Source organism: Maribacter algarum (ex Zhang et al. 2020) (assembly GCF_005885635.1).
Lineage (GTDB): Bacteria > Bacteroidota > Bacteroidia > Flavobacteriales > Flavobacteriaceae > Maribacter_C > Maribacter_C algarum.
Genome location: NZ_VATY01000004.1, coordinates 1 through 20,755 on the forward strand (window position 1 = coordinate 1; position 20,755 = coordinate 20,755).

Consider the following 20,755-nt stretch of genomic DNA (forward strand, 5'->3'; position numbering starts at 1 on the left):
CCCCAGACCCCCCTCTTGAATCATTATCAACATATGTCTTTAACTTTTGCGACCAAGGGCCTTTAATCTAAAGGACCTTCGGGAGAAAAAGCAAGATTGTCATGACAATGACACATCTTGAATTGCCAACCGACTTGAAATTAATTGTTAGGCAATACAGGAACTGGAAGTACTTTGATTTTAACTATGGAAGAGATGTTTTTTTGAATAAAATCCAATGATCTGCTTGAATCCTTAGGATTATCTGAAGTAGATTATAACCAATACAAGAAAGGTAAGTAGATGCGCCCTATTTCGATTTTAATTTACGCTTACCTACCTGGACGCTATAAAATCGAAATAGGATCCCGCGCGGTCAAGTTATGGTAAGATTTGGGGATGGGCTTTTAAATTTAAAAGTTGACCACTTTATCTAAAGCTTCGTCCTGTTCATCATTCATAAAATTAGCCTGATAAGAAATCGTAGTGGTTATCGAGGAATGACGATACAACTTATGTAGCATTTGAATCGGGATTTTATCTCCCGAGATATTACCAAAGGTGTGCCTCGCAATATGCATACTTAAATTTTTATCTATTCCAACATTTTTGGCAATGCGTTTAAGATGTCGGTTAAAATTTCTAGTTGTAGTCTTAATTCTAGTACGCACCTGTTTCGCATTATTAAAATCAGTGTTTCGAAGCTCCTTAAAAACAAACTCTTCCGAATCATTTGATGACTCTCTATAGATATTCAAAATCAACTTAGCTTTAATCGGTATTCTTAAAGAAACACGTTTATCATTCTTGCTCATACGGTAATGCAACCGGTAATCACTGAAATCACTCCATCTTAACTGAATTATATCTGTTATTCGAATTCCAGCAAAATAAAAGCTTAAGAGCCAGACGTTCAATGCGTGCTGCTGGGCTTCGGTCAGGCCAACTGCATTTTCCAAAAGTTGAACCTCCTCAACGTTTAATCCAACCTTTTCTGAGTCTGGAAATTTAATCTGATACTTTCCACGACCGAATGGATAATTATTCCTATCGGCAATAGATTCAGCAATGGCCAAATTATAAATGGTTCTAATAGGAATTATATAGTTCATTACAGTCCGAAATGCCAATCCTTTTTTGTGAAGAAGATGTGTTTCAAACCTACGAAGTAAATTAACCGTTATACTATTGAAAGGTAATTCTTGATGTTTGGTGAATTCCAAAAATCGTTCAATTCTACTTTTCTCATTGTCATACCGGTGGAATTGTTTTCTATTTCGAAGGTTTGCGAGATATAATTCTGCCACGGAATAAAAATCATGCCTGTTCTTATTCTGAATATTATCCTTTATAGTTTGAACGGATTTATACTCCTTAGAAATTTCTGATTCTAGAAGTTTACTATTTACTTCAGATACCCGTGTTAATATCAATTGATTTAAATGGGCAGAATTGGGATGTGAACGTTTTACTTTGCACTTGACTTTATCCCACAATTTTTTCTCGATATACTGACCTGTATAAATGAAAGATGACCTACGATTTTTAGTTATCCGAATGGCAATTGGATATTTATCGTGTGAATTTTTCTTATTTCTGAGGACAGCTTGTACCGTTGCCATAACTTATCTTTATTTTAAAGGTACAAAATCCTGGGTACAACATAGGTACAACATTTATTGCTTTTAGGCCCTATTATTTGATATCAAACAAAATTAAAATATTCATAACTAATTGTATATCAGTATATTTACATTATTTTGATAACATGTGTCGTCTTTTTCATAACCCGGAGGCCGTGAGTTCAAGTCTCACTCTCGCTACTAGTAATAAAGGGACTTCAATTTTTGGAGTCCCTTTTTCTTTTAGTAATAATGGAAACAACGTTTTTGGGATTTTTGGTTAAAAGAAAATTTTGTCATCAATTATACTAACAAGGAATTCTATTTACATCATAAAAATGCCGGATAGAAGAATCAAGAGTTGAAAAAAAGAAGGAGGGAAAAATAATAGTAACAAATCCATAAGAGAATTTTGGATTTGCTTCTAAGTCGCTTGCATCTAGGGAAATACCATTGACTCACCTAGAATAAAAAAAGTAATGAATAACAATGAATTAAATGCCAAGACAGGAAAGACTATACTTGAACCGTCTTAGTGTTTAATTTAGTATTTTGTATCGAAAGTCGTGAGTTAATTTTATTCGCTTATGCTATTGTGCAAACCCCTGGCATAAGTTCAAAACAAGTAAAAGAATGATTACACCGAAAGAAACTTGGATACAAAAAGGTTATGAAATATATGCTTTAAACGGATTGGAATCTCTTAAAGTCGAACAACTAGCCAAAGCCGTCGAAGTTAGTAAATCTTCTTTTTACCACTATTTTGCCGACCTTGAATGCTTTTTAGAAAATTTGTTTGACCATCATTTCAAAAGGTTTTCGGTTCTTTCTAAAAAAGAGGCAAACTGTAAATCAATACACCCAGAATTATTAGACGTTCTAATCGAGCATAAAATAGACTTGCTATTTCATCGTCAATTAAGAATAAACAGAAACGATAAAGGGACCGAGGCCGCATTATTAAGGTCAAGTCAAATATTAGGCAACTATGGAGTAATGTTATGGGCAAAGGATATAAACTTAAAGTTGACAACGAATCAACTAAAAGGTTTGTTTGAAATAGCTACGGAAGATTTTTATATGCAGATACACAAAGATAATTTTCATCGCAAATTTCTTTCAGAATACTTTGAAAATTTAACTCGAATTTCAAACAGATTTGTTTGAATTGTACGCTACCGGCTAAAATAACAACACAATCATTGACATCTTTGTCTGACCAATTTAAAATGAATTATCATGTCGGGCAAAACTCACAAAATCTGGTTAAAGATTTCTTCCATTTTATCGATGTTGTATGCCGCTTTGTTTTTCTTAGGGTCAATACCTAAGACGAAAGGAGCAATAGAGTTTGTTCTTGATATTTCAAGTTGGCCTTTTGATAATGTCCAGAACTACGATGCTAACACTACTGAATTTTTATCTGCTATTTCAGGAGGAATTTTATTTGGATGGGCAATTTTAATATGGCTCTTGTCATCAAAAATTTATGATCTAGCGCCTGAACAAGTGCGAAAAATCGTATTGATTAGCTTACTATCTTGGTTTGTCGTTGATAGTTCTGGTTCAATATTCTCAGGTAATTCCAATAATGCAGTAACAAATATATTCTTGCTAATTATACTAGTTGGACCACTATGGGTTCCTGCAAAAAACATAAAATATGCCACTTAAAAAAACTATAGAACGTTTTATAGAAGCAGTTGAAAATGACCCTCATGACCAGGTAATTGAAAGGTTTTATACCATTGATGCCTCAATTCAAGAAAATCAGAATCCTCCAAGAATTGGGTTAGAAAATTTGGTTGCCTATGAAAGAAACATACTAAATAAAGCTTCTTTTGTTAGTTCGAAATACCAAAAGCCTTTCTTTCAAATAGAAGATAAAGTTGTCATACTATGGAATTTCAAATTTGAATGGAAAGATGGCACAATCTCTGAAATCAATGAAATAGCTTATCAAAAATGGAAGGGAGAAAAAATTTACCAGGAGCAGTTTTATTATGACCCAAAGCAGTTTATGCCAAGCAAGAAAAACTAGCTAAAACTTAAAGAAACGTAAAAAGCATCATCCCATTTATGATAATTTGATTGAATGGTCTTTACCGAATATTATACCAAAAAAAAGCAACGTAAATACTTACCAATAAAAATTAAGGAAATGGACATTCAGTACGCATACACAATTCTCTACGTAAAAGATGTACCAAGAACAATGGAATTCTACAACAAAGCATTTGGATTTAAACAGAAATTGTTAACACCTGAAAATGATTATGGTGAAATCGAATCAGGGTCGACAACAATCGCATTTGCAAACTTTGAACTGGGTAATTCAAACTTTAGAAAAGGTTTTATAAAGAGCAACTTGAATGAAAAGCCGTTTGGAATTGAATTGGCCTTAACAACTTCAGATGTGGAAAAAGTAATGCGAGATGCAATTAAAAATGGTGCCGAGCTTTTGGAAGAAAGCGTAACAAAACCATGGGGTCAACAAGTTGGTTATTTAAGAGATTTAAACGGATTCATTATTGAAGTTTGTACGCCAATACAAAATCAGGGATAGAAAAATCAACATCTTAGAGATATATGATATTAATGTGCTGTTGATTTAGTTAGTAGCTTGACCTGTTTTGTGTTTGAACGAAGTGTATAAGGCTCCAAAAGTAATTGTCATATAGTTGTAACGGCTCATTCATAAACCGTTATGAAGCATTTGTGCTAAACTCTAGATTAATCAATGAAAATAGCTGAGATAGACGGAAATCAAATTGAGTACGAAGATTTTGGAAAAGGGAATCATATGTTATTTATTCATGGGGCTTTCGCAAGCGGAAAAACCTGGAGGAAAGTAATACCTGAACTATCTAAACATTTTCATTGTATAGTTCCCGAATGGCCTTTTGGTGGACATAAAATACCCATATCTAGCAGGCTAGACTTCTCACCTGTTGGAATTGCAGACCTAATTTCCAAATTTTTGAGAACACTTGATTTGCGCAATGTTATTATTGTTGCCAACGATACGGGAGGAGCATATGCGCAAGTCTTTACCGCAAAATATGGTGAGAGAGTTACTCATTTGATTTTGAGCAATTGTGAGGGATTTGAAGTTTTTCCCCCTAAAAAATTCAAGTCGTTAAAAAGCTTGGTAAAAATACCGGGTTACTTGTGGGTTCTTTCCAAGGTTTTCAGCTACAAGCCATCTTTAAAATGGGACATGACATTCGGTTTGTTAAGTCATACTTTGAAAAAGGAAGAAATTTTCGATTTATATGTAAAATACTTTGTTGCCAGTAAACGGATAAGAAGAGATTTCAAAAAATTGGCAATAGAATGGCATCCAAAATATACTGCAAAAGCCAGTAAAGAACTGACCGAATTCGATAAACCAACGCTAATTTTATGGGGTATGGACGACTTAGAACTTTTTCCAATTGAATTAGGCAAAAGATTACATTCCATTTTTTCAAATTCCACTTTTGTGGAAATTAGTAACTCCAAAACGTATGTCCAAGAGGATAATCCACAGATATTTATAGCAAGTATCAAAGAATTCGTGAAAGACTTACCTAATGGCAAAATACCCTATGAAAAGCCTTAGTCGAGTAAATTAATGTCATTCTACATTTATTTTTGCCTTAAACTACCTTTTTTGTTTCTTCAATGTCCAATCAAATAAAAAGAGATTCGGATACCCTTAAGATTTGCTATCTTTCCTTACTCTTTAAACCAACATTGAAAATGAAAAAGATACTACTACTTTCCATATATCTATTTTTTTCCACCCTATCTGCAAAAGCTCAGAATGAGTCTAATAACAAGTATTTAAATTTGGTAAGACTTTTTAAGGAATGGCGTTCTTTCGAAACACCTCCGTTAAGAGATGGAGCCCCAGATTATACCGTTAAAACTTTTGAAAATCGCTGGCCAAAATTTAAAGCATTACAGAAACAGTTAATAGCGATTGATACGACGAATTGGTCAATTGAGAATCAGGTCGATTGGATGCTAGTTTGGGCTGAGATGAATGGCTACGATTTTAACCATCGTGTTCTAAAGCCCTGGGTACGCGACCCTGCTTATTACAAAAGTGTTTGGATTAGTAAAAGTGATGTTCCAGCTCATGAAGGACCTACACATCACGCAACAACTGAACTATGGACGTATTCGTTTCCATTGTCAAAAGATGAAAAGAAAAGACTATTGGCTGACTTGGCCGTCATTCCTTCTTTAAATGCGCAGGCAAAGATAAACTTGACCGGAAATGCCAAGGAATTATGGATAGCAGGAATCCGGGATATCGAAAGACAAAGCGCTGTGCTCAGGAATTTCAAGGAAAAAGAAGAAATCAAAAATGAAAAAAAAATTGTCACGGCGGTCAATACAGCAATAGAAGCGACCGATGATTTGGTTTCATGGTTAAAGACAGAAGGGAAAAATAAGACAGGTCCTTCCGGAATCGGCAAAGAAAACTATACCTGGTATTTGCAAAATGTACATTTGGTGCCTTTAACTTGGGATGATGAAGTATTGCTTCTAAAAAGAGAGCTATCCCGTGCTTGGACTGCTCTAAAGTTAGAGGAACATCGAAATCGTAAACTCCCTGAACTGGTAGACGCCAATTCACCTGAAGCCTACGATAAGATGGCTGATAATGCTGCAAAAAGTCTCTTGGATTTCTTAGACCAGCAGGAAATCGTGACTGTAAAACCTTATTTTGAACCTGCGCTACGAGAACATCTTGGAGAGTACATTCCCAGAGAAAAGCGTAACTTTTTTTATATAGGAGAACATTATGACCCTAGACCTCTATACTCACATTTTTATCATTGGTTTGAATTAGCGCGTATGGATCTTGAACCTCATAAAAGTGAGGTAAGACGAGGTCCTCTACTCTACAATATTTTTGATTCACGAAATGAAGGTACGGCAACGGCTGTTGAAGAAATGTTTTTGCAAGCCGGTTTATATGATGACAGTCCTAGGAGCAAAGAAATCGTTTATATTATGATAGCGCAGCGGGCGGCAAGAGGTTTAGGTTCATTATATGCCCATGCTAATGAAATGACCATGGAGGAAGCAGGAAGTATCCACTCAGAGTACACCCCCCGCGGCTGGATGAAAACCGAAAAAGAACTCTTAATTTTTGAGCAACATTTATACTTGCGCCAACCTGGTTACGGCACCAGCTATATTACTGGTAAGTACCTTTTGGAAAATGCCATGGCGGAATACGCCAAAATGAAAGAGTCTCAAGATAAAGATTTTGTTACGCGCGAGTTCTTTGACACCTTAAATAGCATAGGGAATATCCCAATTTCGTTAGGGCACTGGCAAATGACAGGCAGTAATGTTAATCTTGAGTATCTGAAAAACTAAGTGTTTGAAATAATGGAAGATACAAACTTAAAATAATGCTAACAATTACTCTGGATTTAAAAATAGATGTAGATATTATGTACTTTTAAACTAAGATTAATGTGATGAAAAAAGCCTTTACCATAGTTTTACTTATTTCTAGTGCAATAGCATTCGCACAGCAATCACCAAAAACATTCAGCGGTGGTGTATTTAACTACAATTCGAATACACCAGGTATTACGAAACCTAGTTTAAATATGACCCCCTTTAAATTGGAGGATTTTATGGGAAAAACCAATTCCCTGACTGAGCGCCTTAGAAAATCAAATAGGCAGCGAGAAAAACCGGTTGACAATATGCCTATTTTTGCACCAGAAGGAAAGTTCTTTTTAAAAATATATAAGGTAGATGAGGATATCGATCATAAACTCAAAATTTTTGAGTTTGAGCAATCAAAGTATAACTCGAGAAATCTTGGTTAGACCCTAAACCATCTCTAAAAAATCATCTTCAGAAATAATCTGCACTCCTAAAGTCTCTGCCTTAGTCCGTTTGCTTGGCCCCATTTTATCGCCAGCAACCAAATAAGATGTCTTAGAAGATACCGACGAACCTACCTTACCTCCATTATCTTCAATAAGTTTTTTAAGTTCATTACGGCTCACTTTTTCAAACACCCCTGAAACCACAAAAATCAGCCCTTTCAATTTTTCAGTCTGATTCTCCAGTTTCTCTGCGGATAACTCAAACTGTACTCCGTAGCTTTTTAATCGAGCTACTATCTCTCTATTAGCATCATTCTGGAAGAACTCAACCACACTTTTAGCTATACGCTCGCCAATTTCATCAACTGCAACAAGTTCTTCCTCAGATGCATCCATAAGAGCATCAATATTCTTGTAGGCTTTTGCCAATTTTTTAGCCACTGTTTCCCCGACAAAGCGAATTCCCAAAGCAAACATCACACGTTCAAAGGGAATCTTTACAGATTCCACAACACCATTCACCAAGTTTTCTGCGGACTTCTCAGCCATCCTTTCCAAAGGCGTAACCTGTTCTTTTGTAAGAGTGTAGAGGTCAGCATAGTTTGTTATCAATCCTTCTTGGAAAAGTAAGGTCACTGTTTCGCTACCCATTCCTTCGATATCCATTGCTTTACGCGAAATATAATGCTGAATTCGTCCCGTGATTTGAACTGGGCAACCGTAAAAGTTCGTGCAATAGTGTTTGGCATCTCCCTCCGTTCGAACTAATTCGGTATGGCATTCGGGACAATGATTTATATACTTTGTTGGTTTGGAATTCTGCGGACGTTTACTAAAATCTACTCCGATAATCTTGGGAATAATCTCTCCTCCTTTTTCCACAAAAACGGTATCTCCTTCCCGAATATCGAATTTGGCGATTTGGTCGGCATTATGCAATGAAGCTCTCTTCACTGTTGTACCGGCTAACAAAACAGGTTCCAAATTGGCAACTGGAGTAATAGCACCTGTCCGACCTACTTGATATGTAATCTCATTCAAAACTGTGCAAACTTGCTCGGCTTTAAATTTATAGGCCATTGCCCAGCGAGGTGATTTTGAAGTATGCCCTAATTCATCTTGTTGTTGTAAACTATTCACTTTGATAACCACACCATCTGTTTCATACGGTAGGTCATGTCGGTGCACATCCCAGTATTCAACAAATTCCATTACTTCATCTGTTGTTTTACATAGTTTGGCAACCGTCGGTACTTTGAAGCCCCAATCCCGGGCTTTGTCTAGCATTTGCCATTGTGTTGTGATTCCTGTATTCTCGCCGACGATTCCGTATAACAAGCAATCCAAGGGTCGTTTGGCGACAGCAGCACTATCTTGTAATTTCAGACTTCCCGAAGCCGTATTTCTAGGATTCATATAGGGTTCTTCTCCGTTTGCAACTCGCTCTGCATTCATTTTCGCAAAACCTTCGAAAGGCAAAACAATCTCTCCCCGGATATCAAATTTTGGAGGGTAATCCCCTTTTAATTGCAATGGAACCGAGTTAATCGTTTTGATATTAGTTGTTACATTATCTCCCTGAAACCCATCTCCTCTTGTGACCGCTCTGATTAACTGGCCTTCTTCATAGCTAAGGCTAATAGAAGCACCATCGTATTTTAACTCGCAAGTAAATTCAACTTCAACATCTCCCAAAACTCTTTGAATTCGTTTTTCCCAATCTTCTAAATCCTCTTTGGAATACGAATTGTCTAAGGAATACATTCGTTGGTCATGTGAAACCGTCTCGAAATTTTTGGTCACCATGCCCCCTACCCGCAAAGTCGGAGAATTCGGATCATGAAACTCAGGATGTTTGGATTCCAAATCTTGTAACTCCTTTAATTTCATATCAAAATCATAATCTGATATGGTAGGTTTGTCCAAAACATAATAGTTGTGATTATGCTCGCGGAGTTCTTTTCTTAGGGATTCTATTTGTTGTTTTATTTCCATTTAATACCGTTATTCTTTATAAAATAAGGGGTTTTTACAATGACCATTGTGCAAAACCCACCCCGCCTTCGGCACCCCTCCCCGGAGAGGATACTATACCTGTTCTTTATTAATCCATTTTGGTACTGGTGGTGGGTCGTAATTTTTCATTTGGTTCAACAAACCCTCAATAGTTTCGTCTACCAATATCATCTTGTAATTCTCTTTTTTGACGAAGCCCTGTTCAACCATTTTGGCTAACATGTTCAAGAGTTCAGTGTAAAAACCATTGGTGTTTAGAATACCAATGGGATATTGATGCAAACCCAATTGTGCCCAAGTCAACATTTCAAAAAACTCTTCTAGAGTACCGTAGCCGCCGGGAAGCATGATGATACCTTCGGAAAGTTCATGCATTTTGAGTTTTCGTTCGTGCATATCTTGGGTTACGATTAGCTCGGTTAATCCCGTATGAAAGACTTCACGGATTTTTAAAAAATCCGGAATCACTCCAATTACTTTTCCATCCGATTCCAAAGCCCCTTTTGCAACGGCGCCCATCACACCGATTTTTGCTCCTCCATACACTAGGGTAATTTCTTCTTGGGCCAAGGATTTCCCTAAATCTAACCCATGCTGAACATAGTCTGCGCTTCTACCCTCACTGCTTCCACAGAATACCACGATGCTTTTCATTTTATATTTTTAATCAAGGTTCCTTTCAACATGCGTTCATTGCCAAACATATCTTTTCGAAGTTCAATTTCAGAAAAATTATGGTCTCTTAAAAGCTGTTTAGTTTCTTTTCCTAAATATTGGTTGATTTCAAAAAAAAGCTGTCCATTTTCTTTTAAATTCTTTGAAGCAAACTCGGTGATTACTTTATAAAAAACCAAAGGGTTGTCATCTGAAACGAATAAGGCCAAGTCAGGTTCATGCTCCAAAACATTTTTCAGTATTTTCTTTTTCTCCAGCTCCCTTACATAAGGAGGATTTGAAACAATGATATCGAATTTCACCTCCAACTGACCTAAATCCAAAATATCTTCTTTTAGAAATGTGATATCAACTTCATTTAACTTTGCGTTTTCTTCAGCTACTTTTAGTGCTTCCTCTGAAATATCTATTGCATATACTTCTGTATTCAAATGCTTCGTCAAAGAAATAGCAATACAGCCACTTCCTGTGCCGATATCAAGTATTCTTAGCGTATTTCCACTCCGTACTTCGAACTTTGTACTTTGCACTACTTCAATAATCCACCGAACCAACTCTTCCGTTTCTGGCCTAGGGATTAGAACATCTTTGTTGACCTTGAATTCCATATTCATAAAATGGGTTTTCCCAATAATATGTTGAATGGGCTCTTGCAACTTTAATCCGCTAAGCGCATCAAACAAAGGTGTTTCTTCTTCCTTAGAAATTATCAAATTTGGCTCCATTGCCAATATAAAACGTTCCAGCTTTAGTTGGTCTTCAATCAACATATAGAAGAAACTATCTACTTCTTCTTTAGGATAAAGTGAATCAAGTTCAGTGTGGAATATGTTTTTTATTTCCCGTAGAAGCATTCTAAAATAGTTTTCAGTTGGCAGCAGCAATTCGCAGAAAAAAGTCGATTTTTGCGTGGTGAAGATACACCAAAAATACATGTTGCGCTGTATTGAAATCGCCCAAAACGGACTCGGTATTGCAGCCCCAAATCCCATGGTTGGTGCAGTTATTGTTTACAATGATGAAATCATAGGAGAGGGTTTTACAAGTGCATATGGCAAATCTCATGCTGAAGTGAATGCTATTCAATCGGTTAGAGACAAAACTCTTTTAAAAAAGGCTACTCTTTATGTCACTTTGGAGCCTTGCTGTCATTATGGAAAAACACCTCCTTGTGCTGATTTAATTATTGACCATCAAATTCCTCATGTTGTTGTTGGTGTTTTAGACCCAAATGAAAAGGTGGCTGGAAAAGGAATTGAAAAATTAAAGAAATTCGGTTGCGATGTCACCTGCGGAATACTGGAAAAGGAATGTCGAGAGCATCACAAACGCTTCTTGACCTTTTATGAAAAAAAGCGTCCGTATATTATTTTAAAATGGGCAGAGACCTTAGATGGGTTTATAGCCCCGGAAAAAGGGAAGCGTGGTTCAAACCCCGAACCCTATTGGATTACAAATGCCCGCTCACGCCAAATGGTTCATCAATGGCGTACTGAGGAGCTAGGTATTTTAGTCGGAACAAATACTGTTTTGGAAGACAACCCAAAATTGGATGCGCGACACTGGAAAGGTAAAAATCCGTTTCGCATAATATTGGATAAAGATTTAAAAATACCCGAAGATTACCATGTGCTTGATGAAAGTATACCCACAATGCTATTAACAGAAGTTGAAGAGGTAAAGAAGGATACTAAAGGAGAGATACACTATCAATATTTGGACTTTTCTATGGACCTTGCAAAACAGATTTGTGAAATTCTCCCTGGATACAATCTAACAAGTATCTTAATCGAAGGCGGTTCAAAAACACTACAAACCTTTATTGATGCAGGTTTATGGGACGAAGCAAGAGTTTTTACGGGAAATACATCTTTAACAAAAGGAATTAAAGCCCCAGAGTTCTCTGGAAAACTTATCAACTCCCAGAATATAGAAAGTGACCATTTAAAAATCTATCGCAATGATTAAGAACATCATTTTTGACTTTGGAGATATTTTCATAAATCTTGATAAAGAGATTATATTTCGCGAGATTGAGCGCTATGGAGGTAACCCAGTTTTGAGTCCGGAAGTCCTGGCTATTAATATGGATTATGAAGTGGGCAAAATTTCTTCTGAAGATTTTGTGTCGCAATTAACGACTGTCTATCCGTCCGCTTCCTCCGAAGAAATTAAAGGGATATGGAATGGGATGTTGCTAGATTTTCCGGATGAGCGTTTGGAGTTTATTGAAGGAATCGCACAGGAAAACAACTATTGTTTGTTTCTTTTGAGTAATACGAATGCCCTGCATATCGAAGAAGTAGAAGAGAAAATGGGAAACCAAAAGTTTAATCGGTTTCGAAGTTCCTTTGAAAAATTCTATTTATCCCATGAAATACATCTAAGAAAGCCCAATGCCGACATCTACAATTTCGTACTACAAGAAAATGGATTAAAGGCAGAAGAAACTTTCTTCATTGATGACACCAAAGAAAATACGGATGCGGCTGAAAAGCTCGGGATCAAATGCTGGAATCTTCAAGTTGGTAAAGAAGATATCACACAGTTAAAATCCAAATTGTAGTATGCTCGACCTTGCTTTAAGTGTTCTTTTTTCGAGTTTAATCTTTGTGATTTTTAAGCTTTTCTCGATTTACAAAATAGATACACTTTACGCAATTATCACAAATTACGTGGTGGCTTGTACCGTTGGCCTGCTCTTTTATGAAGGAGCAACTGCAATAGTCGAAATTCCAGAAAAACCATGGTTCTGGGGAACCTTTGCGCTTGGTTTCCTTTTCATTATTGTTTTTAACTTAATGGCAGCGACTTCACAGCGCTTAGGAGTTTCTGTGGCTTCGGTAGCAACAAAAATGTCTTTAGTGATTCCTGTTTTGGTTGGTGTGTTTCTTTATAAAGAAGAACTAGGCCCTATAAAAATACTAGGGATTCTTCTGGCTTTAGCAGCCGTTTACTATGCATCGGTAAAAGAGAAGTCCGTCGCTTTTAAAACTGCTTCCCTCCTATTGCCATTTTTAACTTTTATGGGCTCAGGACTGATTGATGCATCGCTTGGTTATTTTCAAAAGGAATTTATAGCTCCCGCAGAATTATCACTATTTTCAGCTACTGTTTTTGCCTGTGCTGCTTTTATCGGAATCCTATTCATCATATTCAAATCCTTTAAAAAACCTTTGAAAATCAATCTTAGAAATGTTCTTGGAGGAATTTGTCTGGGTATTCCTAATTACTTTTCCATTTTCTTCCTGCTGCGTGCACTTCAGAATGATGCTTTGAACAGTGCATCCATATTTACCATAAACAATGTCGCCATAGTGATGTTTTCTACTCTGCTCGGTATTTTATTATTCAAAGAAAAAATTAGTGTAAAGAATTGGGGTGGGATTGCTTTGGCCATTCTAAGTATCATTTTAGTCGCTTTATTTTAATGGACAAGCTTTCCGATACATATCGCACACTTTCAAAACCTTCGGGAGAAATCTTGTTTAAGGAGAAGAAAAGTAAATTCTTCGGATATGCCTTTCCGATTCAAAACGAGGATGAGGTAAAACCGATTATTGAATCCTTAAGGAAAAAACATCATACCGCAGGGCATGTATGTTATGCTTGGCAGCTAGGAACAGAGCAGATACGCTATCGTGCAAATGACGATGGGGAACCGAACAATTCAGCCGGACAACCGATATATGGACAACTACAAGCATTTGATGTAACCAATGTTTTAGTCGCTGTTGCCAGAATATTTGGTGGAACAAAATTAGGTGTGGGTGGACTAATAGCTGCTTACCGAACCGGAGCGCAACTAGCTTTGGAAAATGCTGACATTGTAGAAAAAAAACTTGAAAGGCAATTTGAACTCTCCTTTGGGTATGATGACATGGACAAAGTTATGCGCATCATCAAACAAAAAAGATTTACAATCTCATCTCAACAATTAGAAATGGATTGTACACTAATCGTTTTAGCACGAAAAAGTGAAGCCGAAAATTTTTCAAGTTTCTTTGAAGGACTGCACAAAGTGAAAATTAAAAAAATCGATTAAGACTGATTTTTAGCAATTGTGTCTAGCAAGTATTGCGGACATCTTACCGGCCGATTTCTCTGCATATCCATAAAAGCCAGAACTACCGTTGCTTCTGCCAAAATTTCACGCGCTTCATTGTAAATTTCAAAGTCAAATTCAATTTTGACAGAGGGTATTTTTTTAAGAATGGTTTTGACGGTAATCAGGTCATCGTAGACCGCAGGTTTCTTATAATTTACATGCAATGAAATAACTGGCAACATTATGCCGTTTTCTTCCATATTTTTGTAGGAAATTCCCATTTCGCGTAGCCACTCCACTCTACCCATCTCCATATATTGCGCATAATTACCGTGATAGACCACACCCATCTGGTCGGTTTCACCATATCTGACGCGAAAAGAAATTTCGTTAAAATTCATGCTTTATCTGATAAAAAATGATACATTTAAAGAGGTCGTGAAATGGGCTCGTGAACATGAGAAAAAAAAAGCGAAAATTCAATACCATTTCATTTTTTTTTTAGCTTTTTTGTTCACATATTTGCTCAACCAGAAAATGAGGTTCGCTCCAACCAACTTTTCAACCTACTAGACGAATCACTAACCATCAAATAAGAGAAGTTTTAGAATGAGTGTAACTGCTAATTCCGTTTGGAACAATTGTTTGGCGTTTATCAAAGATAACATCCAACCGCAGGCATTCAAAACATGGTTTGAACCTATCAAGCCGATTAAACTCTCAGAGAATGCATTGAGCATTCAAGTACCTAGCAAATTTTTTTACGAGTGGCTTGAAGAGCATTATGTCAAATTGCTCAAAGTTGCCCTTACGAAAGAACTAGGTGAAACGGCTAAGTTGGTATACATCATTCGTATGGAGAACACCTATGGCAATAAAGAACCTTTTACTGAAAAGATTCCAAGTTCCAATAGAGGCAATTTGTTTCCACAAGAGATGGATGTTCCGATAAAATCTAAGAATCCTGAATTGCGAAATCCTTTTGTGATTCCCGGTATTCGAAATATTAAAATAGAATCTCAATTAAATCCGAATTATAATTTTGATAATTTCCTTGAAGGAGATTCCAATCGTTTGGCACGTTCAGCTGGAATGGCTGTTGCGAACAAACCTGGAGGCACTTCTTTCAACCCCTTACTAGTTTTTGGTGGCGTTGGATTGGGAAAAACACATTTAGCACATGCTATCGGTGTTGAGATAAAAGATAAATATCCTGAAAGAACCGTTCTTTACATTTCTGCGGAAAAGTTTACACAACAGTATATTGAATCAGTAAAGAAAAACACACGTAATGATTTCATTCATTTCTACCAGCTTATTGATGTTTTGATTATTGATGATGTTCAATTCCTTTCTGGAAAATCAGGAACGCAAGATGTATTCTTCCATATTTTCAATCATTTGCACCAAAACGGAAAGCAAGTTATTTTGACTTCCGACAAGGCGCCGGTTGATATGCAAGATATTGAGCAACGCCTTTTATCTCGTTTCAAATGGGGGTTATCAGCAGAATTGCAAAACCCGGATTACGAAACAAGAATTTCCATCTTAAAGAATAAATTGTATCGCGATGGTGTCGAGATGCCTGAAGACATTATTGAGTATGTTGCCAAACATATTAAAACAAATATTCGCGAATTAGAAGGTGCAATTATTTCCTTAATTGCGCAATCCTCTTTTAATAAGAAGGAAGTTACTTTGGAATTAGCGCAACAGGTAGTTGAGAAATTTGTCAAAAATACCAAACGTGAAGTTTCTATCGATTATATTCAAAAAGTAGTTTCGGACTATTTCGAAATGGATGTAGCTACACTTCAATCAAAGACTAGAAAAAGACATATTGTGCAAGCTCGTCAATTGGCGATGTTCTTCGCGAAGAAATTTACAAAAGCATCTTTGGCGAGTATTGGCTCTCAAATTGGAAAAAGAGATCACGCTACGGTATTACACGCTTGTAAGACGGTTGATAATCTTGCGGAAACTGATAAGCAGTTCCGGAAGTACATTGAAGATCTTACCAAAAAATTCTCCTAATCACCTATGATTACTAAGGTTTTAATGGTTTGCCTCGGAAATATCTGTAGGTCACCATTAGCCGAGGGCATTTTACAAAGTAAAATCGACCCTGAAAAAGTTTTTGTAGATTCCGCCGGAACAGCAGGATATCATATTGGAAATCAACCTGATAAAAGAAGTATTGCAGTAGCCCAAAAATACGGTCTTGATATTTCTAAACAAAAATGCAGAAAATTCAGTGTTCAAGATTTTATGGACTTTGATAGGATTTATGTCATGGACCAAAGTAATTATGAAAATGTAATTGCATTATCTAAAAACGAAGAAGAAAAAAACAAAGTAAAACTCTTGTTAAGTGCAGGTGACTCTACACTAATTGAAGTACCAGACCCGTATTACGGCGGAGAAGATGGATTCGAAGCTGTTTTTCAAATGATTGACCATGCTTGCGAGGCAATTGCAACGGAACTAATTTCAAAATAGATTTATGGCAAAGGAAGCAAATCAAAAAGGCAAATTGTATTTAATCCCTACTACTTTGGGTGACACGGCTCCTTTAGAAGTACTGCCCATTTCCATAAAAAGGGCTATCGAAAATATTGATTACTACATCGTAGAAAACGAAAAGACAGCTCGAAAGTCCATTAAAAAAATCAGTTCCGGTAAATCGCAGCCGGGTCTTCATATTGAAATACTAAACAAATATACCGAACCACAATCCATTCCTGATTTTCTTCAACCTTGTTTAGAAGGTTATGATATCGGTATTCTTTCCGAAGCCGGGTGCCCCGGTATTGCCGACCCTGGGGCTGATGTGGTTAAAATTGCCCACGAAAAAGGTATTCAAGTAGTTCCTTTGGTTGGCCCCTCCTCTATTTTTCTAGCCTTAATGGCAAGTGGAATGAATGGCCAAAATTTTGCTTTTAAAGGCTACTTGCCTATTGATTCGACAGACCGGAAGAAAGCCATCAAACAAATGGAGAAAATTTCCATAGATCAAAAACAGTCTCAAATCTCTATTGAAACTCCCTATAGAAATGATAAGCTATTAGCCGAAATGCTAAAAACACTTTCAAATCAAACTTTGCTTTGTGTAGCTTGCGATATTACGCTTCCCACGGAGTATATTGCTACCAAGACCGTAGCTGATTGGAAAAAGACTCCAGTAGATTTACATAAAAGACCGGCGATATTTATTATTCAAGGATAAATCAGTTGACAGTTGACAATTTGTAATACAAGTACTATTCTATACTCAAAAAATAAGCCTCCACGTTTCCGCTGAGGCCCACCATCTTCATATATACACAGTATTTTTAAATCTTTGAAACTTTAGGATTTCGCTTCGGCAAAACTTCAGAAACATCATAACCTGAGAACTTCTTTATATATTTTGCAATACTTGTTCCATAGGCATCTTTGACGTCATATCTTCCATAAGAGCGTAAATACTTCTTCACATTTCCTGCTCCGGCTAAATGCGCTGCCGCAAGCATACCGGACTCCGTAACTTGAGTACCTTTTATTTTTTTGCCTTCAAATCGTTTGATATCTCTTCTAAGAATCCATTTGTTGCGGGCGATATTCGTTTGAAAAACTTCTTCCTGCAATGCAGGGTCATTTAAAAAATTGGTAGCATCATGAACTCCCATCAATTGAAGGGTACCGATTCCAAATTGATATTTTCCCAAATAACCTAAGGTATTTATCGAAAAATAATCTCCACTTGATTCTTTAAAAGCCAAAGCTTCCTTAAAACCAATATATGAGCTTCCTATAAAAGGAGGCGCAACAATAGCAGTACTAAAAACAGTTCTGTTTTTGGGAAACAAAACTTCAGTAGGTTTTGTTACTTTAAGAGCTTCAGGCACTTTCACCTCCTTAGGCCTAAATGCGAAACTCAGTAATATACAGGTAACAATTAGGGGACTCGCAAAACGCATCCACTTCTTCATCACATAGGTTTTCTTAAGGCTTACAGCAGAATTGGGGCTTGCTTAAATTTCTCTATACAAAGATATTGAGCCTGCGAGCTATCTCGTGACAAGGCTTTGTTAAAAAGTCCTAAATTTAGTTAAGAGGTTTTAAAATATGGATGAGTTGCTTATCTATTGATATTTTGCTCATTTATCCACCGGATGTATTGCACCTTATTTTGGTTATGTTGAGCTCCTGTTTTTGCGAATTTGTGATATCCGAAGTTTTCTACATTGGCAACCATATAGATATAATCATGCTTTTCGGCGTTCAATACGGCATCTACTGCTGAAATATCCGGCATTGTTATCGGTCCTGGAGGAACGCCCCTATATTTATAGGTATTGTATGGAGAATCCAACTCCAAATCAGCATATAATACTCTTTTGATGACTAGATTAAAATTGTTCTGGTGCTTTTTCATGGCGTAAATTACCGTAGGGTCGGCCTGAAGTAGCATTCCTTTTCTTATTCTATTTAAATAAAGCCCCGCTACACGAGGTCGTTCGTCAATTTTAGCTGTTTCTTTGTGAACAATGGCCGCCAGCGAAACAACTTCAGCAGGATCAAGCTTTAAAGCCTTCGCCTTGGCCATGCGATCATCGTTCCAAAATCGCCGGTATTCCTTTAGCATACGGTCTCTGAACTTCGTTGCAGAAGTATTCCAAAAAAACTCGTAACTATTGGGGATATACATTGCCATCTGCGTATCCGCATCGAATCCATTCTCCTTTAAAAATTCTTCATCTTGAAAGGCATTTAGTAAGGTTAAACTATCCGGTTCAATTTGAGAAGCGATTCTTCCAGCAAGGTTTGCTAGCCTTTCTTGATTGTTAAAAGCAACTTTTACAGGAATGTTTTGACTACGCAGTGAATTCACAATGTCATTATTGTTCATACCTTTTTGAATTACATATTTTCCTGCTTTAACATTGCCAGAGTATCCTTTTTTACTGGCAATCTGAGTAAAGGTCTCTATATCTTTCAATAAAGGTTCTAGATAACTTTTGACATCTTCAAAGGTGTCTTCTGAACCGATATATAAGGTAGCTTCATCATTGTTAAATGCGGTATTAGCATTGAAAATAGCACCGTATACATTATATGCGAAAATGCCTCCTATTACAAGTCCAGCTAAAACGATAATTAGTAAAATTCTTTTGATATACATTACTCCTTTATTTTTTGAAATAAGATTTCGTTTTTATAACCTCCATTTACTAAAATCCAGTCTTTCTTAACACCAACTTTATGGAACCCTAATTTTTCAAAAAGATGAATGCTAGCTTCATTATCTTCAGCAACATTAGCGAATATTTGATGAAGATTCAAAATGGAAAATCCGTAATCAACTAAAATTCTAATTGACTCATTACCAATTCCTTGATTTCTACTATTTGAATCTTTAATTACAATTCCAAGGCCTGCTCTATTGTTTTTTGGGTCAAAGTCGAAAAGGTCAATAAGGCCAACTACTTTTCGTTCCAAATTACAAATACATAAACGCAATTGTTTTACATCATAAATATCTCGATGCGCGTTATCTAAATACAACTGCAAAACGTGTTTTGAATACGGAGTTGCTGTTCCGCTTACCTCCCAAATAGCTGTATCGTTCTCAAGTTCGTATAGAAACTTTAAATCATCTGGCTCAATAGCTCTCAAATATATATGTTCGCCTTTTAGCTTTAACATTCTAATTCTCCTTTAAAAACTTGCCTAGCAGGACCTACTAAAAAAACATTCTTGTAACCATTTACAGATTCAAAATGAACCGCTAAGTAGCCACCTTCAGTCTCTATATCGATTTTAGTATGGTTTGTTTTGCCAGCCTCGTACATTGCTATAGCAACAGCTGTCACGCCCGTTCCGCAAGACAAAGTTTCATTTTCAACCCCCCGTTCATAAGTTCTTACAGCAAATGAATCATCCGCCTTTTGTTCTACAAAATTAATATTACTACCAGATTCTCCATATATCCCATATCGAAGTTTTGCACCTTCTATCGGTACATTGAAATCTTTTAAGTTTTCAACCAATTGCACGTGGTGGGGAGATCCTGTATCCAGATAAAAAGAATTCGGTTTTGTTGTCACTTCTGAGACATCCTTCATTTGTAGGCTTACAATTCCGTTATCAATGGTGGCCGTGTGTTTTCCATCAATGGCGTTGAAAACACATTCTTTATCAATAACTCCCAAGAATTGAGCAAAGGCAACTAGACATCGACCTCCGTTTCCACACATGGTACTGGTATTTCCATCAGAATTATAATAGACCATATTAAAGTCTAAATCAGGATCGTTCTCCAGCAAAATCAATCCATCAGCGCCAACTCCAAACTTTCGATCACATAGGGTAGCTACGAGTTCGGAATTCTCCTTCGGGAAATACAAATTCCTATTATCAATTATAACAAAGTCATTACCGGTGCCCTGATATTTAAAAAATGTAATCCTCATATGCTTTAAATCGATGGTAAAGATATCATTTTATTAAGGTTTTTTTGGCAGTTAAAAAGTCGTTAAAGGAACAAAGCGGAAAACCTCTTTTTTATATTTTTGATTCATAAC

General features: G+C 36.6%; 23 protein-coding genes. 14 read left to right on the top strand and 9 right to left on the bottom strand.

The genetic code is table 11. The annotated features are described in order from the left end of the window. Window positions 1-392: 392 nt before the first annotated feature. On the bottom strand, window positions 393-1,601 hold the full coding sequence (locus FEE95_RS17050) for a site-specific integrase (RefSeq protein ID WP_138659232.1): 1,209 nt from the start codon (window positions 1,599-1,601) through the stop codon (window positions 393-395). A 633-nt stretch (window positions 1,602-2,234) separates the two neighbouring features. On the opposite strand from FEE95_RS17050, the gene FEE95_RS17055 reads away from it, so the two are divergent. From FEE95_RS17055 to FEE95_RS17085, 7 genes are all read left to right on the top strand, one after another. Next, window positions 2,235-2,768 (top strand): TetR/AcrR family transcriptional regulator, encoded by a 534-nt coding sequence (locus FEE95_RS17055; RefSeq protein ID WP_138659233.1) that lies wholly within the window; start codon window positions 2,235-2,237, stop codon window positions 2,766-2,768. 72 nt (window positions 2,769-2,840) lie between these two features. Continuing rightward, a complete protein-coding gene (locus tag FEE95_RS17060) occupies window positions 2,841-3,275 on the top strand; it encodes a hypothetical protein (RefSeq protein WP_138659234.1) in 435 nt (144 codons plus the stop codon). Beyond that, a complete protein-coding gene (locus tag FEE95_RS17065; protein WP_138659235.1) occupies window positions 3,265-3,642 on the top strand; it encodes a nuclear transport factor 2 family protein in 378 nt (125 codons plus the stop codon). Before FEE95_RS17060 ends, FEE95_RS17065 begins: the two co-directional genes overlap by 11 nt. A gap of 120 nt (window positions 3,643-3,762) precedes the next feature. Further along, window positions 3,763-4,167, top strand: a complete 405-nt coding sequence (locus FEE95_RS17070; protein WP_138659236.1) for a VOC family protein — start codon at window positions 3,763-3,765, stop codon at window positions 4,165-4,167. A 174-nt stretch (window positions 4,168-4,341) separates the two neighbouring features. Next, the gene (locus FEE95_RS17075) at window positions 4,342-5,205 is read left to right on the top strand and encodes an alpha/beta fold hydrolase (protein WP_138659237.1); all 864 of its coding nucleotides are present in this window, start codon (window positions 4,342-4,344) and stop codon (window positions 5,203-5,205) included. Between the two features lie 140 nt (window positions 5,206-5,345). Continuing rightward, on the top strand, window positions 5,346-6,983 hold the full coding sequence (locus FEE95_RS17080; protein WP_238474611.1) for a hypothetical protein: 1,638 nt from the start codon (window positions 5,346-5,348) through the stop codon (window positions 6,981-6,983). Window positions 6,984-7,087: 104 nt separating this feature from the next. Continuing rightward, complete coding sequence (locus FEE95_RS17085; RefSeq protein WP_138659239.1) at window positions 7,088-7,447, top strand: hypothetical protein; 360 nt, start codon at window positions 7,088-7,090, stop codon at window positions 7,445-7,447. 3 nt (window positions 7,448-7,450) lie between these two features. On the opposite strand, the gene ligA is transcribed toward FEE95_RS17085, so the two are convergent. The 3 genes from ligA to prmC form a co-directional block, all read right to left on the bottom strand. Next, complete coding sequence (gene ligA, locus FEE95_RS17090; protein WP_138659240.1) at window positions 7,451-9,445, bottom strand: NAD-dependent DNA ligase LigA; 1,995 nt, start codon at window positions 9,443-9,445, stop codon at window positions 7,451-7,453. 93 nt (window positions 9,446-9,538) lie between these two features. After that, the gene (locus tag FEE95_RS17095; RefSeq protein WP_138659241.1) at window positions 9,539-10,120 is read right to left on the bottom strand and encodes an LOG family protein; all 582 of its coding nucleotides are present in this window, start codon (window positions 10,118-10,120) and stop codon (window positions 9,539-9,541) included. After that, the gene (gene prmC, locus FEE95_RS17100) at window positions 10,117-10,995 is read right to left on the bottom strand and encodes a peptide chain release factor N(5)-glutamine methyltransferase (RefSeq protein WP_138659242.1); all 879 of its coding nucleotides are present in this window, start codon (window positions 10,993-10,995) and stop codon (window positions 10,117-10,119) included. Before prmC ends, FEE95_RS17095 begins: the two co-directional genes overlap by 4 nt. Window positions 10,996-11,053: 58 nt before the next feature. Between prmC and ribD the strand changes: the two genes are divergently transcribed. The 4 genes from ribD to FEE95_RS17120 are packed head-to-tail and all read left to right on the top strand — an operon-like array spanning window position 11,054 to window position 14,186. Then, a complete protein-coding gene (gene ribD, locus FEE95_RS17105; RefSeq protein WP_138659243.1) occupies window positions 11,054-12,109 on the top strand; it encodes a bifunctional diaminohydroxyphosphoribosylaminopyrimidine deaminase/5-amino-6-(5-phosphoribosylamino)uracil reductase RibD in 1,056 nt (351 codons plus the stop codon). Further along, window positions 12,102-12,707, top strand: a complete 606-nt coding sequence (locus FEE95_RS17110) for an HAD family hydrolase (protein WP_138659244.1) — start codon at window positions 12,102-12,104, stop codon at window positions 12,705-12,707. The genes ribD and FEE95_RS17110 overlap by 8 nt, the downstream gene beginning before the upstream one ends. Before the next feature lies 1 nt (window position 12,708). After that, entirely contained in the window at window positions 12,709-13,572 is an 864-nt protein-coding gene (locus FEE95_RS17115) for an EamA family transporter (RefSeq protein ID WP_138659245.1), read from the top strand. Then, complete coding sequence (locus tag FEE95_RS17120) at window positions 13,572-14,186, top strand: IMPACT family protein (protein ID WP_138659246.1); 615 nt, start codon at window positions 13,572-13,574, stop codon at window positions 14,184-14,186. The genes FEE95_RS17115 and FEE95_RS17120 overlap by 1 nt, the downstream gene beginning before the upstream one ends. Here the strand turns inward: FEE95_RS17120 and FEE95_RS17125 are convergent. Then, window positions 14,183-14,590, bottom strand: coding sequence for an acyl-CoA thioesterase (locus FEE95_RS17125; protein WP_138659247.1), 408 nt, complete (start codon window positions 14,588-14,590; stop codon window positions 14,183-14,185). The genes FEE95_RS17120 and FEE95_RS17125 overlap by 4 nt on opposite strands. 208 nt (window positions 14,591-14,798) lie before the next feature. Between FEE95_RS17125 and dnaA the strand changes: the two genes are divergently transcribed. Genes dnaA through FEE95_RS17140 form a run of 3 tightly spaced genes read left to right on the top strand, consistent with a single transcriptional unit; the run spans window position 14,799 to window position 17,415 of the window. Further along, window positions 14,799-16,223 carry a chromosomal replication initiator protein DnaA gene (dnaA, locus tag FEE95_RS17130; RefSeq protein ID WP_138659248.1) on the top strand — a complete coding sequence of 475 codons (1,425 nt, stop codon included), beginning with the start codon at window positions 14,799-14,801 and terminating at the stop codon, window positions 16,221-16,223. Window positions 16,224-16,229: 6 nt separating this feature from the next. Next, window positions 16,230-16,688, top strand: coding sequence for a low molecular weight protein-tyrosine-phosphatase (locus tag FEE95_RS17135; protein ID WP_171037078.1), 459 nt, complete (start codon window positions 16,230-16,232; stop codon window positions 16,686-16,688). A 4-nt stretch (window positions 16,689-16,692) separates the two neighbouring features. Beyond that, window positions 16,693-17,415 (top strand): SAM-dependent methyltransferase, encoded by a 723-nt coding sequence (locus tag FEE95_RS17140; RefSeq protein ID WP_138659249.1) that lies wholly within the window; start codon window positions 16,693-16,695, stop codon window positions 17,413-17,415. Between the two features lie 106 nt (window positions 17,416-17,521). Here the strand turns inward: FEE95_RS17140 and FEE95_RS17145 are convergent, their stop codons facing one another. The 4 genes from FEE95_RS17145 to dapF form a co-directional block, all read right to left on the bottom strand. Next, complete coding sequence (locus FEE95_RS17145; RefSeq protein ID WP_138659250.1) at window positions 17,522-18,160, bottom strand: lysozyme family protein; 639 nt, start codon at window positions 18,158-18,160, stop codon at window positions 17,522-17,524. Window positions 18,161-18,309: 149 nt separating this feature from the next. Next, complete coding sequence (mltG, locus tag FEE95_RS17150; RefSeq protein WP_138659251.1) at window positions 18,310-19,353, bottom strand: endolytic transglycosylase MltG; 1,044 nt, start codon at window positions 19,351-19,353, stop codon at window positions 18,310-18,312. Further along, the gene (locus FEE95_RS17155; RefSeq protein ID WP_138659252.1) at window positions 19,353-19,877 is read right to left on the bottom strand and encodes a GNAT family N-acetyltransferase; all 525 of its coding nucleotides are present in this window, start codon (window positions 19,875-19,877) and stop codon (window positions 19,353-19,355) included. Before FEE95_RS17155 ends, mltG begins: the two co-directional genes overlap by 1 nt. Further along, window positions 19,871-20,644 (bottom strand): diaminopimelate epimerase, encoded by a 774-nt coding sequence (gene dapF / locus FEE95_RS17160; RefSeq protein ID WP_138659253.1) that lies wholly within the window; start codon window positions 20,642-20,644, stop codon window positions 19,871-19,873. Before dapF ends, FEE95_RS17155 begins: the two co-directional genes overlap by 7 nt. Window positions 20,645-20,755: the final 111 nt, after the last annotated feature.

Bases quoted from the DNA above. Each gene is read 5' to 3' on its own strand.
- FEE95_RS17115 (WP_138659245.1), top strand. From the start codon at position 12,709: ATGCTCGACCTTGCTTTAAGTGTTCTTTTTTCGAGTTTAATCTTTGTG.
- FEE95_RS17120 (WP_138659246.1), top strand. From the start codon at position 13,572: ATGGACAAGCTTTCCGATACATATCGCACACTTTCAAAACCTTCGGGA.
- FEE95_RS17080 (WP_238474611.1), top strand. From the start codon at position 5,346: ATGAAAAAGATACTACTACTTTCCATATATCTATTTTTTTCCACCCTA.
- FEE95_RS17110 (WP_138659244.1), top strand. From the start codon at position 12,102: ATGATTAAGAACATCATTTTTGACTTTGGAGATATTTTCATAAATCTT.
- FEE95_RS17075 (WP_138659237.1), top strand. From the start codon at position 4,342: ATGAAAATAGCTGAGATAGACGGAAATCAAATTGAGTACGAAGATTTT.
- dnaA (WP_138659248.1), top strand. From the start codon at position 14,799: ATGAGTGTAACTGCTAATTCCGTTTGGAACAATTGTTTGGCGTTTATC.
- prmC (WP_138659242.1), bottom strand. From the start codon at position 10,995: ATGCTTCTACGGGAAATAAAAAACATATTCCACACTGAACTTGATTCA.
- ligA (WP_138659240.1), bottom strand. From the start codon at position 9,445: ATGGAAATAAAACAACAAATAGAATCCCTAAGAAAAGAACTCCGCGAG.
- FEE95_RS17145 (WP_138659250.1), bottom strand. From the start codon at position 18,160: ATGAAGAAGTGGATGCGTTTTGCGAGTCCCCTAATTGTTACCTGTATA.
- mltG (WP_138659251.1), bottom strand. From the start codon at position 19,353: ATGTATATCAAAAGAATTTTACTAATTATCGTTTTAGCTGGACTTGTA.
- FEE95_RS17085 (WP_138659239.1), top strand. From the start codon at position 7,088: ATGAAAAAAGCCTTTACCATAGTTTTACTTATTTCTAGTGCAATAGCA.
- FEE95_RS17095 (WP_138659241.1), bottom strand. From the start codon at position 10,120: ATGAAAAGCATCGTGGTATTCTGTGGAAGCAGTGAGGGTAGAAGCGCA.
- FEE95_RS17055 (WP_138659233.1), top strand. From the start codon at position 2,235: ATGATTACACCGAAAGAAACTTGGATACAAAAAGGTTATGAAATATAT.
- FEE95_RS17070 (WP_138659236.1), top strand. From the start codon at position 3,763: ATGGACATTCAGTACGCATACACAATTCTCTACGTAAAAGATGTACCA.
- dapF (WP_138659253.1), bottom strand. From the start codon at position 20,644: ATGAGGATTACATTTTTTAAATATCAGGGCACCGGTAATGACTTTGTT.
- FEE95_RS17135 (WP_171037078.1), top strand. From the start codon at position 16,230: ATGATTACTAAGGTTTTAATGGTTTGCCTCGGAAATATCTGTAGGTCA.
- FEE95_RS17140 (WP_138659249.1), top strand. From the start codon at position 16,693: ATGGCAAAGGAAGCAAATCAAAAAGGCAAATTGTATTTAATCCCTACT.
- FEE95_RS17155 (WP_138659252.1), bottom strand. From the start codon at position 19,877: ATGTTAAAGCTAAAAGGCGAACATATATATTTGAGAGCTATTGAGCCA.
- FEE95_RS17125 (WP_138659247.1), bottom strand. From the start codon at position 14,590: ATGAATTTTAACGAAATTTCTTTTCGCGTCAGATATGGTGAAACCGAC.
- FEE95_RS17065 (WP_138659235.1), top strand. From the start codon at position 3,265: ATGCCACTTAAAAAAACTATAGAACGTTTTATAGAAGCAGTTGAAAAT.
- FEE95_RS17050 (WP_138659232.1), bottom strand. From the start codon at position 1,601: ATGGCAACGGTACAAGCTGTCCTCAGAAATAAGAAAAATTCACACGAT.
- FEE95_RS17060 (WP_138659234.1), top strand. From the start codon at position 2,841: ATGTCGGGCAAAACTCACAAAATCTGGTTAAAGATTTCTTCCATTTTA.